The sequence below is a fragment of the Sulfitobacter sp. 1A10359 genome, assembly GCF_043558145.1.
GTDB classification, from domain to species: domain Bacteria; phylum Pseudomonadota; class Alphaproteobacteria; order Rhodobacterales; family Rhodobacteraceae; genus Sulfitobacter; species Sulfitobacter faviae.
This window is the reverse complement of record NZ_JBIFGB010000004.1, coordinates 208,593-221,202: the sequence shown is the minus strand read 5'-3', so window position 1 is coordinate 221,202 and position 12,610 is coordinate 208,593. Positions and strand designations below refer to the sequence as shown.

The 12,610-nt window shown below is 58.9% G+C and carries 13 protein-coding genes; 10 read left to right on the top strand and 3 right to left on the bottom strand.

Features of this window, described 5'->3' with window-relative positions; translation table 11 throughout:
- Window positions 1–197: 197 nt before the first annotated feature.
- From ACGYK2_RS12305 to ACGYK2_RS12285, 5 genes are all read left to right on the top strand, one after another.
- Window positions 198–1,679: a hypothetical protein gene (locus ACGYK2_RS12305; RefSeq protein ID WP_394374303.1), complete on the top strand. Its 1,482-nt coding sequence runs from the start codon at window positions 198–200 to the stop codon at window positions 1,677–1,679.
- A 3-nt stretch (window positions 1,680–1,682) separates the two neighbouring features.
- Entirely contained in the window at window positions 1,683–2,666 is a 984-nt protein-coding gene (locus ACGYK2_RS12300; protein ID WP_271689195.1) for a TniB family NTP-binding protein, read from the top strand.
- The gene (locus ACGYK2_RS12295) at window positions 2,663–4,507 is read left to right on the top strand and encodes a TniQ family protein (RefSeq protein WP_271689196.1); all 1,845 of its coding nucleotides are present in this window, start codon (window positions 2,663–2,665) and stop codon (window positions 4,505–4,507) included. Before ACGYK2_RS12300 ends, ACGYK2_RS12295 begins: the two co-directional genes overlap by 4 nt.
- 437 nt (window positions 4,508–4,944) lie before the next feature.
- Entirely contained in the window at window positions 4,945–5,187 is a 243-nt protein-coding gene (locus tag ACGYK2_RS12290) for a hypothetical protein (RefSeq protein WP_271689197.1), read from the top strand.
- The gene (locus ACGYK2_RS12285) at window positions 5,187–6,251 is read left to right on the top strand and encodes a calcium-binding protein (RefSeq protein ID WP_271689198.1); all 1,065 of its coding nucleotides are present in this window, start codon (window positions 5,187–5,189) and stop codon (window positions 6,249–6,251) included. Before ACGYK2_RS12290 ends, ACGYK2_RS12285 begins: the two co-directional genes overlap by 1 nt.
- 21 nt (window positions 6,252–6,272) lie before the next feature.
- Here the strand turns inward: ACGYK2_RS12285 and ACGYK2_RS12280 are convergent, their stop codons facing one another.
- Window positions 6,273–6,497 (bottom strand): hypothetical protein, encoded by a 225-nt coding sequence (locus ACGYK2_RS12280; RefSeq protein ID WP_276154454.1) that lies wholly within the window; start codon window positions 6,495–6,497, stop codon window positions 6,273–6,275.
- A gap of 270 nt (window positions 6,498–6,767) precedes the next feature.
- Between ACGYK2_RS12280 and ACGYK2_RS12275 the strand changes: the two genes are divergently transcribed.
- On the top strand, window positions 6,768–7,622 hold the full coding sequence (locus ACGYK2_RS12275; protein WP_271689201.1) for an SDR family oxidoreductase: 855 nt from the start codon (window positions 6,768–6,770) through the stop codon (window positions 7,620–7,622).
- A 98-nt stretch (window positions 7,623–7,720) separates the two neighbouring features.
- On the opposite strand, the gene ACGYK2_RS12270 is transcribed toward ACGYK2_RS12275, so the two are convergent.
- Both ACGYK2_RS12270 and ACGYK2_RS12265 read right to left on the bottom strand, forming a co-directional pair.
- Window positions 7,721–8,737, bottom strand: a complete 1,017-nt coding sequence (locus ACGYK2_RS12270; protein WP_271689202.1) for a cation transporter — start codon at window positions 8,735–8,737, stop codon at window positions 7,721–7,723.
- The gene (locus ACGYK2_RS12265; protein ID WP_271689203.1) at window positions 8,734–9,489 is read right to left on the bottom strand and encodes a transporter substrate-binding domain-containing protein; all 756 of its coding nucleotides are present in this window, start codon (window positions 9,487–9,489) and stop codon (window positions 8,734–8,736) included. Before ACGYK2_RS12265 ends, ACGYK2_RS12270 begins: the two co-directional genes overlap by 4 nt.
- A 206-nt stretch (window positions 9,490–9,695) precedes the next feature.
- Between ACGYK2_RS12265 and ACGYK2_RS12260 the strand changes: the two genes are divergently transcribed.
- The 4 genes from ACGYK2_RS12260 (at window position 9,696) to ACGYK2_RS12245 (ending at window position 12,602) form a co-directional block, all read left to right on the top strand.
- The gene (locus ACGYK2_RS12260) at window positions 9,696–10,391 is read left to right on the top strand and encodes an SRPBCC family protein (RefSeq protein ID WP_271689204.1); all 696 of its coding nucleotides are present in this window, start codon (window positions 9,696–9,698) and stop codon (window positions 10,389–10,391) included.
- A 10-nt stretch (window positions 10,392–10,401) separates the two neighbouring features.
- Window positions 10,402–11,589: a zinc-dependent alcohol dehydrogenase gene (locus ACGYK2_RS12255; RefSeq protein ID WP_271689205.1), complete on the top strand. Its 1,188-nt coding sequence runs from the start codon at window positions 10,402–10,404 to the stop codon at window positions 11,587–11,589.
- A gap of 17 nt (window positions 11,590–11,606) precedes the next feature.
- The gene (locus tag ACGYK2_RS12250) at window positions 11,607–11,753 is read left to right on the top strand and encodes a hypothetical protein (protein WP_156505615.1); all 147 of its coding nucleotides are present in this window, start codon (window positions 11,607–11,609) and stop codon (window positions 11,751–11,753) included.
- Window positions 11,754–11,957: 204 nt separating this feature from the next.
- Entirely contained in the window at window positions 11,958–12,602 is a 645-nt protein-coding gene (locus ACGYK2_RS12245) for a hypothetical protein (protein WP_271689206.1), read from the top strand.
- The last annotated feature ends 8 nt before the right edge of the window (window positions 12,603–12,610 follow it).

Here is a 12,610-nt window from a genome sequence, read left to right as displayed (position 1 = left end):
CATAAACCACGACGCATAACTGAGGGTGGGTCAAATCTCGGTGAAAATACCGGGTCAGTTCTCAGTGACAATCAACATTAGTCGACGGCAGGTGGAAATCTGGCCGAAAGGGGAGCCGGTTATGCTCTGAGACCGAAGCACTGCTGCAAAGGTGTGTAGCGGCTTACCTCCATCCGGACTCTCCGACTAAGCGCGCCGTGGTCGCCGATACTATTGAGAGTTTCAAGCGCGAAAACCGCGCGCGAGAAAGAGCGAGGCAGCCGCAGCTACCTATTCCGTCAAGAAATACTATTCGTGCGCGCCTCCGGGAGTTCACGCCATTCGAAGTGACCTTGCATCGAAAAGGTGAGGACGCTGCGAGGAAGGAATTCTTTCCTGTCGGCGCGGGGCTTCAACTCGGGCGTCCCCTCGAGCGGGTGGAAATGGACGGCTGGACCGTTGATTTGATGACAATCGCCAAGTCCACACGTCTATTAGAAAAATTGGCTCCAGAGCTTGTTCAGGAGATGGAGCTCGACGGTGGGAAGAAGCGCTGGCACTTGATCGGAGCAATCTGCTGCACGACCAGATGTTTGGTGGGTGTCACGTTGTCCAAGTCCGAAAACGTTTCGGCCGCGATCGACTGTTTGCAAATGATTATGCGCGATAAGGGGCATCACGCGGACGCGGTGGGCGCACTGTCGCCATGGCACATGCATGGCATTCCTGACCTGCTGGTAACTGACAACGGAAGCGCGTTCGCAAACTATCGATTTATTGCCGCTGCAACATTTGCTTCTTTGGACCTGATGCGCGCCCCGGCAGGGTTGCCACAGCTCAGGGGCACGATCGAGCGCGCGCTTGAAACAACCTCGACTAATCTGGTGGGCCGGCTTTCAGGTCGCACGTTTTCTGACGTTGTCCAGCGTGGGGATTACCCTTCCGAAGCGAGAGCGGTGAATACCGTGGAAGATTTTGCAACAATGCTGGTGCGCTGGGTTGTAGATGTTTACCACAATACTCCGCATGAGGGATTGGGCGGCGAAACACCCTTTGAATGTTGGGAACGGCTTTCCAATCTTTATGGAGTTCGACCGCGACCTGACTTGCGAACCCAACGTATCGCGTTTGGTGTCGAACTCGAACGGAAGATCGATAAATCCGGTCTCACTGTCTTAGGCGTTTCTTACAATAGTGAGCGACTGGGACGTCATTTCCGGCAAATGGGATCGTGTTCTCTGCAATTGCGTTGGTTGCCGGAAAACATCGGTGCGATCGAAGTGTCGCTCAATGATGAATGGGTGGCTGTGGAGGCGGTTTTGCCCGAGCTCCAGGGGCGGACTGCACGCGACTGGACCCTTTGCAGAAACCTGATCCGTCGGGGAGATCCAAATGCTCGCGAAATCGCCAGCTCAGTCGTTGCCACCGCTTTAGAGGAAATCGATCGCATGAACGCGGCAGCCGGCCGACAGGCGGGCATCCTTTCGGAGCAGTGGACCAAGGATGGGATAGCGCGCTTCGAACAAGATCTGGGGATTGGTTTCTATGCGGGAACGAGGAATGCCTCGCAGAAGACCGCTTCTCAATATGGAACCCTCATCGATGTCGGACCTCCAAGCGATCCAGGAATTGGGCGCCATAGGGCTGAACAGCTCGATGCCCTCTCCTCGAAGCCTAAGAAGAACGATTGGAAGTTTTGACCAATGACAACGCATGCAAGCATCGTCACGTTGGCGTCAATTGAGCGAGCTATACAGCAGCTATCCGCAATTCATGTCGAGACGCAGCGCGATGACCAAACTCGAACGGCGTTCAACCGGTTGTTTTTCGGCGAAGGAGCCGGTTTTTCCCCTCGGTTCTTTGCCGAAGGGCAAGAAACTCGGGGTGTCGCAATCGTAGGCGCGCCAGGCAGCGGTAAAACTGCACTCGTTAGTCATATTCTGTCAGAACACCCGAGTCTGCACTTTAAGGGTGAGCTCGGAGTCACGAAATGTCTTCAAGTTACTGTCCCCAGCCCAGCAACATTGAAAAGCGTTGGCCTGGAACTGCTCAAAGCACTGGGCTATCCGCAGGTATCCGAAAGAAGAGAACGGTGGGCGATCTGGGAAATGGTCAAGCACCGTCTCAGTGTTCTCGGAATAAAGGTGCTTTGGATCGACGAGGCGCACGATATTTATAATGCAGGGAATGTGCGAGAGAAGGAGGATCTGCTCAAGACACTCAAGTCTCTCATGCAAGGCCCGCAAGCGATCGTGGTGGTCCTGTGCGGCACAGAGCCTGTCGCCGAGCTGTTGAGATCTGATCATCAAGTTGCGAGGCGTTTCTCACAAGTCCGGCTGCCGCCGATCTCGTTTGCAAGCGATGGCGACGGTTTGATGAATCTGATTAGGTCCTACGCCGGTCGCGTTGAACTCGGAGTCGAGATTGATCCAGACCTCACTCAATGCCTTCTGCATGCTGCCCGCGATCAGTTTGGCATGGCTATCGAGATCGCAATTGGCGCTATTGAAACTGCACTAAGGTCTCGTCGACCTTCGCTTACTCGGCAGGACTTCATCGACTATTGGTTTATGCAAGAGAGTTGTCCACTCGACGAGAATGTCTTCGCAACAGGAAACTATTCAGCGTGGGAAGATCGGGAGGTCCGTGCCAATAGGGCCAACTCAGGCAAGGGGAGGCGGCAATGAGTGGTATCCTTGTGCCGCAGGTGCCTTTGCAAGAAGACGAGAGCTCTGTGTCCTGGGCAATTCGCACTGCGCGACACCATGTGGACCTCAACCTTCCGGAGTTTCTCCACGATCTGCAGCTTCCGCTGCCAGATTTGCTCGCTGGTAAGCGATCAGCAATGTCGAAACTTGCTGCGCTTACCGGCATTGCATTCGAAGCCTTGGTCGCTCACCAACCTGAACGCCTACAGGCCCGTCAATATCGATTTCGCGGGCATGAGTTCTCGAGCAGTTTTTTGGGCGGAAATCGAACAGCCTATTGTCCTCATTGCCTTCTTGAAGACGAGGGGCAGGGGGATGGACAGCGAGTTGCGCGTTGGCCCTGGCTCTTTAAGGCGGTGAGGACGTGTGAAGTTCACGGCTGTGCGCTTCAATCCGCCGCTAAAACTGCGTGGTCTGATCAAATGCGCAATTTGCAGACCTTGGCTCCTGATGCGCGAGAACTGCATCGTCTTGTGGACCAAAGCGACTTACGGCCGCCGTCTCCATTGCAAACCTATGTGCTTCGGCGACTGCGTGGCAAACATACATCGGCGCTGTGGCTCAACAGTCAAGATATCGAGCAAGCGTTCCGTGCGTCCGAAATGGTCGGTGTTCTCGCGGGGTGGGGCGCAAAGCAGAGATTGGGCGGGTTTAATGACCAAGACTGGGAAGATGCGGGGCGGTTGGGTTTCGATGTGACCGGGGAAGGTGAAACTGGTATTCGAGCACTTTTCTTTGACGTTCTTCGTAACGTTGAGCTTCGCCATGGGAAGGCTGGATCGCACACTATATTTGGCTTTTTCTATGAATGGTTACAGTTCGACAAAACAGGGCGCGATCCAGGGCCGATCCGGACCATCTTGCGAGAATTCATTCTTGAGAACATGGCCGTATCGCCAGGAACAGACCTCCTTGGTGAGGAGGTCGTTAAGACGCGCCGCCACCATGCACATTCCGTTGCGGTGAAATTTAATCTTCACCCCAAGACAGTCCATCGTGCCTTCGTGTCCCGAGGGCTGATCTCGTCCGAAGACCCCGATCGGATGACCGGCATGGACACATGTGAGGCAGATGCGGCTGAAGAACTGGCAGGAGAGCTTCAACGGGCGGTTCCTGTAGCGAAGTTGCCAACTCGCATGAACGCTACACGACCCCAAGTGGAAATGTTGCTTCGAGAGGGCTTCTTGAAGCCACTTGATAGCGGCTACCGCATCCTCACTCAGGTCTTACGGGGGGTAGATGCCCGCGAAGTAGATCGGCTACTGGCACGCCTCACTAAGCGAGCAACATATGTCTCACGAGCGACACCGGGGCAGGTTCCAATACCCCAAGCGGCTCAAGAAGCGAAGAGATACTCAGGGGAGATCATGTGTTCCTTGCTTGCAGGTGACTTGCACAATGTTGAGATTGTCGATGGCACGAAGGGCTATCTTGCGCTCCTGTTGGATCCCTCCGAAGTTCAATCGGTTCTGCCGCGTGATACTTCGCATTTGCCTTTGACCAAAAAGGCCGCGGCCGAGCAGCTGGGGGTGTCTCTGACTGCATTGGATCTTCTGCTCGGACTTAAAGGTAATACACCGTTAATCGAGTGGGTGGAGGATCGGCTGCCAGGGCCAATCAAGGTCCGAATTGAGCAGGCGGAAGTGAATAGTTTCAAGCGACAATATGTGACACTTGGCGAACTGATCCAACGCGACGGAACCAACCATTGGGTTGTTATTGGCAAGCTCAGAGCTGCCGGTATCGACCCAGTTCAAGATCCAAAAGAGATAGGTGTCTATTTGTATGATCGACTGCGGGCCATTTCAGTTCCGCCTTGATGATTACTATAGGATCCGAAGGAAAAGCCGCGCTGATGCGCGGCTTTTTTTGTTCCGTTGTCGGGTGAGTTGCAACTTTATAGTGGTCGCAGTTGCAAGGTGCGTTAGCCTTTTCTGGTAATGTCTTGCGTAAGTTATTGATCTTATTCTGTCCGCCTTCGAGCAATTGCAGACTCTTGTTGGTTTTCACATGTGTTCTGACCACCAATAAATAGCCATTGGCCGGGTTGAAATGTCCATTTCGCAAGCAAAATAAGTCAATCGGGCGGAAACGCCCGATTTTGGCGTTCTGGGCCCCCTTATGTGAAAAATGGAGGGCCGCCCCTGTTGATTGTCACTGAGAACTGATGGGGTGGATACCCCCTCCCGACGGCATCGCAATGTGCCAAGGTGATGTGGGTCACATCACTGATAGGAGGAAGCATCCATGGATCAACTTGGACCTGCATATCACCGAATGGAACATACGCACGCGGGACTATGATGAGGTAGGCATAAGGTCCGCCTCGACCATTCAGGAGCAGTTTGAAAACATGCTGGAAACAGGGGTCGACCGCGCCTTCGTTTGGCCCGTTCAGCACAATACGGACAGCGACCTTGCGGGCGGCCCCAAGGAAAGCCCGGTTCTCGATCCCGACGGGCGGCTGACCAACTCGGTCACGGGGGCATCTTTGATCTGATGAGCGAGAGCCTGCCCGGGCTTGAATTGGTCGCGACCGAGTTCGAGGGCGACGATGGCAGTTTCGAGATCAACGCCTATCAGTCCGAAGATAAGACCGTGATCTATGTCTCCTCCCGCTCGATGGAGGTTTTGAACCTCGATGTCGATTTCGCCGGATTGGTGCCCGAGGGGGCGACCGCGACCGGCATTCAAATCGGCATGGATCAATCCGCGCAAAGTTCCGACGGGTTCCATTGGCGCAGCGATGGCGGCCATACCCCTTCGGCCTCTGTTCAGGTGGATGGGCGGGCCTATTTCTACGATGAACATGACGTGCGCGCGCAATTCACCGACAGCCGCTTTGACAGCCCACAGGTCGAGCTGCGGTTGAAACCCTTCGAAGTGATCGAGATCACCTTCGACGCCGGGCCGACAGCGGGCGGGGAAAAGATCGACGGCAGCGGCGCGGCGGACGATCTGACCGGCACGGATGGAAACGACACGATCGGCGGCTTTGGTCAGGACGACACACTGCACGGCGGGGATGGCGACGACGTGATCAATGGCCATGGCGGTGACGACAGTCTCACTGGCGGGCGCGGTGACGACGACCTGCGCGGCGCACCGGGGGAGGACACGCTCCACGGCTGGGGCGGAGACGACACCCTGCGCGGCTTCGACGATGATGACCTATTGGTCGGCCAGCAGGGGGATGACCATCTGCTGGGCAACCGGGGCGACGATCAGCGTTCCGGCAGGGAGGGGCAAGACCAGCTAAACGGCGGCATCGGGCATGACACGGTCGTCGGCGGGGCGGGGTCAGACACCGTCACGGGATGGACCGGCGACGACGTTTTCGGCTTTTCTGAGGGCGAAGTGGCCACGGGCGATATCATCACCGACTTCGCCCCCGGCGTCGACGTGATCCAGCTCTCACTGTCTGGCATCAGGGGGCTCAATGATCTTGAAATCACGGCGCGAGAGGGCGGTGTTGCGGTCGGCCTCGGCGCGCATGGGGTGATCTTTCTGCAAGGCGACCTGACGGAAAGCGCGGTGGCTCAGAATCGGAACTTCGTAGTCTAACCGGCCACGCGCAGCCCGCCATCAATAGGTCGCGGGCGGATCGCTGGCGGGGAAGGACTCGTCGACCGTCTCGTCCACGATATTCCATTTGCGGGGTGGGTCGATCATCTCGCGCGGGCCCGCGACGCGGACGTGGTCTTGCGCCCGGTCATATGCCACCGCCCTTTGGGCGCGGGACTGGCGGTTCATCAGATAGGCGAGGCTCGCGGCACCGGCGCCGAAGATCAGCAATGCGCTCATTCGCATGGGTATACTCCTTTTCAAGCTTACCTGAAAAACCATGGGGCTGATGCTTGGTTCCTTGGCCCGCTGGTGATTGGCGGGGGCTTGCCACCGCTGGAAGGGGGGCGACGCGGAAAGGCGACCGGCCCCTGCGCGCAACACCCGTGATGCGCGAAATTTCTCTCATCCCGCTGCCGCGCTGAAACCAGACCGGCAAAGCGATCATTGCCCCTTTGTAACCCTAGTTTTTTGAACGCCCCGCCCGCGTGGGGCCACAACAGATAGGAATGCACCATGACAGGTCAGAATTTTGATGCCCTCAACACCCCGCAAAGCCAGCCCGGGCGGGAGCATAAGATGGACCCCGCGCCCGATTACACCCCGCGCTACCCCGGTTCCGACCGGCTCAAGGGTAAGGTGGCGCTGATCACCGGGGGCGACAGCGGGATCGGCCGCGCCACCGCGCTGCTCTATGCGCGCGAGGGGGCGGATGTCGCCATCGTCTACCGCAACGAAAGCCGCGACGCGGAAGAGACCAAGCGATTGGTGGAGGCCGAGGGCCGCCGGGCGTTGTTGCTGGAAGGCGATGTCGGTGAGAAAGCCTTTTGCAAAGATGCCGTAAGCCGCACGATGGAGAGCTTTGGCAAGATTGACATTCTCGTCAATGATGCGGGCGAACAGCACGCGCAGGAAAGCCTCGAAGACATCGAAGAAGCGCAGATCGAACGCACGTTCCGCACCAATATCATCGGCATGATCCTGATGACGCAGGCAACGCTGCCGCATCTGAAAAAGGGCGCGCGGATCATCTGTGTCACCTCGATCACCGCCTATAAGGGTCAGGACCTGTTGCTCGACTATGCATCGACCAAAGGGGCGATCCTGTCCTTCCTGCGGGCGATGGCGAGCAAGCTGGCGCCCAAGGGTATTTTGGTCAACGGCGTGGCCCCGGGGCCGATTTGGACGCCGCTGATCCCGGCTTCCTTCCCGGCGGATAAGCTTGAGGAATTCGGCGAAAATACCCCCCTTGGCCGCCCCGGTCAGCCGAATGAGGTGGCCCCGTCGCTGCTGTTCCTCGCCTGCGAGGATTCGTCTTATATGAGCGGGCAGGTGTTGCACCCGAACGGCGGCACGTTGGTCGGCGGATAAGCCAGATGAATGTTGCCCCGCGTGCGATGGCGCGGGGCAAACGCAATCCGGGGGCGTGTCTGTAGGTCAGGTTTATTTTGGACGCGATGCGCCCCCGGTCACCCCACCGGACGCCGCCGGGCGCCGGACCGCAGCGGCAGAGTGCCGTCATCCGCCCCTTCAATCGTGACCGACTCTGCAATCTCAGTCCGTGGCATGATCGAGATGTCGTGAATGCGCCAATGCAGGTCGAGCAGTTCGGCCTCCGCCGCCTCGACCCTCTCGGGCGTAGCACCGTTTTCATGCGCCACGACATAGATCGTGCCGGTCAGAAAGCGCCCTTCTTCGCGCAGGCGCAGGCGGCTTTCGCCGACCCATGGCAGCGCGTTGAAAGTATTTTGCACCTCTTCGATCAGCGGGTCGAACTCTTTATCCTCTATCGTGCGCGGCATCTCATCGCTGAGGTCCCGGATTGCCGCGCCGGTGTGTTTGAAACCGTCGTGCAGCACGTCCAAGGCGATCACGATGGCCGCGACCGCATCGGCCCACCACCAGCCCATCCCGATCCCAAGGATGCCCACGATCCCGGCAAGCCCTGTCATCCAATCTGCCTTGTTCATCATGGCATCGGCATAGAGCGTCTTGTCATGGAGCATCTTGGCGGGCTTCATTTTCAGGTGGCCGAAAATGACCGGCATCACGACGCTATAGGCCAGCGCCGCGATCATCACCCAGCCGAACCAAATGGTGGTGCCGAAAAGCTCGACACTGCCGATGGTGGGGTGCTCCTGTTTGATGAGCGCGATGGACGAGTCGACGATAAGAAAAATCCCGACCCCGCCGAGCGACACGGCGCTGATCAGGTAAGCGATTGATGTGACGCGGATATAGCCCAGTGGGAAACGGCGGTTGGGCTTCCATCCTTCGATCCACGAGCCAACCAGAAAGGCAATGGGCGGCACGAAGCTGAGCAGGTCTTCGATCCACGCGGTTTTCATCGCTTGGCTGCTACCCACTGCAAAATAGATCGCCGCCACGATCGACCCCAAGACCGCAATCCAGATGACCTCAAGCCAGCGCGCGCGGTGCAGCGCCTTCTTCTGCGCCTCGGGCATGGTGCGGATGGAGCGGGTCATGGGGCGGATGCGCGCAAACGCGCCCCGATGGTTCCGGCCTCATCTCGAAGAAAGCCTTCGATCTCCATCAGCCAAGCGTTTTCGCCCTGCTGCACGGCAACGACATGCTGCGCCCGCTGTAGCGTGGTTTCGGTGGCGGTAAGGTCTTTCTCATCAAGTTGCCAATGGGGGACGGCGGCGAGGTTGAGACCTTCCGCCCATTGATCCACCGGAATGCCACCTTCCTTTTCAACCAGCGCGGCAAGGGGCAGGTGGGGCGGTACGAAAACGCGTTGGCCTTCGATGTCATGGGGCAGGGCGTCTGGCCCCCGGCTGCCGATGACAAAGGACTCCTCGAAATAGGGGTAACTCGGCGCGGCACCTTTTACCGGGGTCACGTCCTTGCGGGTGAAACCCCCGATGGCGAGGTCGATGTCGCCCTTCTCCAACCCCTCCAACGCTGCGAAGGCGCCGAGGTGTTTCCACTCGATGGCCACCCCCAAGGTTTCGGCGAAGGCACGGGTCAGTTCGGCTTCGACCCCCTGCGGCGGCTGGCCGTCTGCCAGCACGACCCATGGTGGGTTTTCGGATACCGCCACGGTCATTTTCTGGTCGGAGAGAACGGTTTCGAGGGTGTCTTCCACATCCCGAGGGAACCGCAGGTCGTCGCAAGCGGCGAGCAGGCTTAGGGCAGCGAGGGGGATCAAGATTTTCAAAACAATTGAATTGTCCACGCCTTTGGCACCATGGGGCGTAGTTTCGCGGGGCGTCATTACATTATTCCTTTGGGCCGGATCGCAGGGGACCAACGGGCGGTTTCCCGAAAGGTTCCTGTTACTGGCAGCGCGCCCCCCGTGCGCGATCGGTTGATTTCCGCCGGAGCCGCGCTTTGGAGCCACTTCTTCGGAACACCTGCTGCGACCCTCGCGTTCCAGTTGAAACACTCGGTCTGCCATATTCAGCAACAGGAGGTTTCTTGATGACATCTTATCCTTACGACCAACGCAGCGCCGCTGAGGGCGCGCGGGACGCGCTGACAGAGCGGCAAAGCTCTCTGTTCTGGGGGCTCGGCGTCGGTGCGCTTGCCGGGGCGTCTGCCTATGCGCTCTACGCCGCGCGGCGGGATCGTGACGGGCTGAGCCATCGGCCAGCAGATTCCGCGCCCGGGCGCAGTGCGAAACAGGCGCGTTTCGGGGATTATGCCGTTGTCGGACGCACGGTGACGATCGACCGTCCGCGTGACGAACTCTACCGCCACTGGCGCGACTTCACAAGTCTCTCAGAGTTCATGGAGAACGTGAAGGCGGTCGAGCCGATCGACGCCGCGAAGGGTCAGTTCCGTTGGATGATCGCAGGCCCGGCGGGGACAGACCTGCGGGTCGAGACCGAGGTGGTCAGTGACAAACCGGGGGAAGAGATCGCGTGGCGCGCCCTCGACAGTTCGCAGATTGATACCGAGGGCAAAGTCTCGTTCCGCGACGCGCCGGGCGACCGGGGCACCGAGGTGGAGGCGATCATCGCCTATAACCCGCCCGCCGGGGAGCTGGGGCGCTGGATCGCCAAGCTGTTTCAGGCCGAACCCGCGCTTCAGGGGCGGCGGGATTTGAAGCGGTTCAAAATGCTGATGGAGACAGGCGAAATCGCCACCTCCGCCAATCGCAAATCGGACAAGTGAGGAGAGAGACATGCGCGCATTGACATGGCAAGGCAAGCACGACGTGCGGGTCGATACGGTCCCCGACCCGGAAATCGTCAACCCCCGCGACGCCATTATCGAGGTCACCTCGACCGCGATCTGTGGCTCTGACCTGCACCTTTATGATGGCGTGATCCCCGGCGTCATGGCGGGCGATATTCTGGGCCATGAGTTCATGGGCCGGGTGGTCGAGACCGGCCCCAAGAGCACCCTTAAGAAAGACCAGCGGGTGGTGGTGCCTTTCACCATTTCCTGCGGCTCCTGCTTTCACTGTAAAAAGACCCAGTATTCGGCCTGCGACAACTCCAACCCGGCGGACAAACAGGATTTGACCGAAAAGCAATTCGGCCATGCGGTCGGCGGGTTGTTTGGCTATTCTCATCTGACCGGCGGCTATCCCGGCGGACAGGCAGAATATGTGCGGGTGCCTTTCTCTGATGTGGGGCCGATCGTCATTCCCGAAGGGTTCGACGATGACGATGTGCTGTTCCTGTCGGATATCCTGCCGACCGGCTGGATGGCCGCCGAAAACGCCGACATCGAAGAGGGCGACACCGTCGCCGTCTGGGGCTGCGGCCCGGTGGGGCTTTTCGCCGTGCAAAGCGCGCTCAAGATGGGGGCCGCGCAGGTCATCGCGATCGACCACTACCCGAACCGGCTGAACCTCGCGCGGCAGATGGGGGCGAAGGTCATCGACTACACCCAGACCCATGTGCTGGAGGCGCTGATGGAGATGTCGGGCGGTCACGGCCCCGATGCGGTGATTGATGCGGTCGGCATGGAAAGCCACGGTTTCGCGCCCGATACGATGATGGACAACGTCAAACAAGCGGTCGGCGTCGGTGCCGATGGGGGCCATGTGCTGCGTGAAGCGATCATGGCCTGCCGCAAGGGCGGTCGCGTCTCGGTGCCCGGTGTCTATGGCGGCTTCCTCGACAAGTTCCCCTTGGGCGCGATGATGGAGAAAGGTCTGCAAATCCGCACCGGCCAGACCCATGTGCAGCGCTACACCAAGGAGCTGTTGCACCGCATCGCCGAGGGCGAGATCGACACCCGCTTCATGATCAGCCACCGCCTGCCGCTGGAGCAGGCCGCCAAGGGCTATCACAACTTCCGCTTCGATCAGAACGACTGGACCAAAGTGGTCCTCAAACCCGGCATGCAGGCCGCTGCATAGCAAAAAAGGAGAGTGACATGCCAAACGAGCCAGATCACGCCAAAGAGAAACGCCCGCCCCATCGTGAGCGCCACAATGCGCAGGACGACCACGAGGGCGCGGCGCACCGCCCCGAGGAGTTCGACCCAAAGAACCCGCAAAAGGTGGTGAAGCAAGAGAAGTGAACGGCAAAGCAGCGCGAGAAAATCGCGCTGCTTTTTCGTATCGCCCGGGCATTTTCCGGGCGCCATCTCACGCACGCAGAAGGGGCAGATTAGACCCCGCGAATATTGACCGATTTCATAGAAAGGCAGAAAAGGATGCCACAGTTTCACAAAACCCTATCGCTCATATGCCTTCTGGCCCCCGCTGGGGCCTTGGCGCAAACGGTGGATCAGACAACCACCACAGCCCCAGAGATGGAGCGGAACACCTCCGCCTCGGATTGGAGCCTAGAGGTGGGCGTCACGCCGAAATTCTTTTACCGTCTCAACGATGGCCCCGGTGCCGCCGAAAGCGCGGAGATCGAGGCTTTTGCGGAGGTCGCCTATGGCCCGGCCTATTTCCATGCCCTCGTTCTATCGCTGGACGACCCAAGGGATGACGCGCAATTCGAACTGACGCTGGGCCACCGTGGCGATCTCACGGAGAAACTGGCCTATGACGCCTATTACACCCGCTTTCTGCGCGATGAGACGGGCGATGTGCGCGGCGAGTTGCATGGCAAATTCGACTATAGCGTGAGCGAAGAGTGGCGGGCCACCGTCGATCTGGGGGTCGAGCCGGAGTGGGGCGATTGGGTCTATAAGCTCGAAGGCGGCTATACGTTCAACGACCGCGTTGATGCCTATGCCTTTGTCGAGCGGGACGATATTCTGGATTATACGGGCTATGAGGTCGGGGTGAACTACGATCTCGACGAGGGCAACGCGCCGCTCGATGCGTCATTGCTCAGCTACGTGAACCACACCGAAGGCGGCGACACTGTTTTCGCGGTTCAGATCACGCTGTCACGTTTTCTGTTGGGCGATTGATGCGGGGG